Source organism: Embleya sp. NPDC025285, assembly GCF_055558835.1.
In genome coordinates this window covers 1-1254 of the sequence record NZ_JBVHLU010000308.1, presented here as the reverse complement: position 1 = coordinate 1254, position 1254 = coordinate 1, and the positions used below count along the sequence as shown (strand labels likewise).

At 60.9% G+C, this 1254-nt stretch carries 1 protein-coding gene; it reads right to left on the bottom strand.

Translation table 11 applies throughout. The features are described from left to right. The coding region (locus ACZ4FV_RS52425; RefSeq protein WP_465328564.1) for a hypothetical protein at positions 1–1254 on the bottom strand (1254 nt) is incomplete at both ends.

Genomic DNA, 1254 nt, shown 5'->3' with positions numbered 1-1254 from the left:
CGGATCATGATCAGGTGGTCTACCCTGCTGACCTTGAGCCCGGACATCATGCGGGGTGGCTGCAGGCCCCCAAATGGCGGGTTGCTTAAAACGACATCGAAGTCCCCGCCACCATTAAGCGAGCGGAAGTCGAAGGATGTGGCATCGCCATGCTGGAGGTTCGCCTCCGACCGGTCTCTCCGGATCGCATCAAGGCGCCGAGCGTCGAGCTCGACGCCGGCCAAGGCGGCGTCCTTGACGGTGCATACCAGCGAGCCGTTGCCAATCGTCGGCTCCAGAACAGAACGCCCCTTGAAGCCGCCAACGATTTGCTGGACAGCAACACTCAATGGAAGCGGCGTCGAATACTGCTGCAGAGCAACGGATTCGGAGGTACGTGCAGCCAGCGGCGGTTGCCCTTCGTGCAGCTTGATGGCCAGACTGTAGGCAGCTTTAGGCGTCATCCCAGGTTGTTTGCGAATGTGCCGAACCAGCGCGGCCTCGATTGCCTCCTGTACCTCTCTTGCCCGAGGAGAAGAGAGAACAGCCCCCTCAGGGATCTCCGTCACGATACTGCTGAAGCGCTTCAGATCGTCGAACCGCAGGACCTTGCCGCCGGCAATCTCCCTCACCAAGCCATCGGCGCATAAAGCCAGGTCCTCCGCAGTTGCCCCATACAGGAATGTGGCACCGCGGCTGTCGGCCTCCCGAATGATCTGTTGGGCTGGCCCCTGAATGAAGCGTCCATCCTCACCCAGGAAGACCATCTGGCCACGGTAATTCATGCCAAGCGGCCGGGCTGACATCACCGCGTTGTTGACGGTGACCGTTACCGGAAGAACCTCGTCGGGCCGGTCTTCGCTTTCGTTCCCTACGGACTGTTCGCGGCCTTGCGCCGGAACCTGCGGGGGGATGCTGATTGCCGGGGCAGAGACCTTGGGAGTGGACACAGTCGCACTAGCTGGTGAAACCGGGCGCTCCGGCATGATGCGAGTCACCCAGTTCATCGGCACCTTCACCGGATGGGCTTTGGGAAAAGCTTTCTGGATCTGCTGCAGGCTGAAGCGCAGGTCATCGCGAACCAGGAACCCCGACCGACTGCGATAGAAGCCCAGCTCGCCCAACACCTGGAGCTGGCCGTTGGTGAGATCCTGGTTCGCTACCAACACGAGGCGCTTGGTACCCGAAGGGAACTTGACTGCCACCAAGCGCGTTTCCGGATCATCTGTGTTGAGCTGGATCCAGTTGACGAGGTTCTTGGTTTGAGTGGGGGTG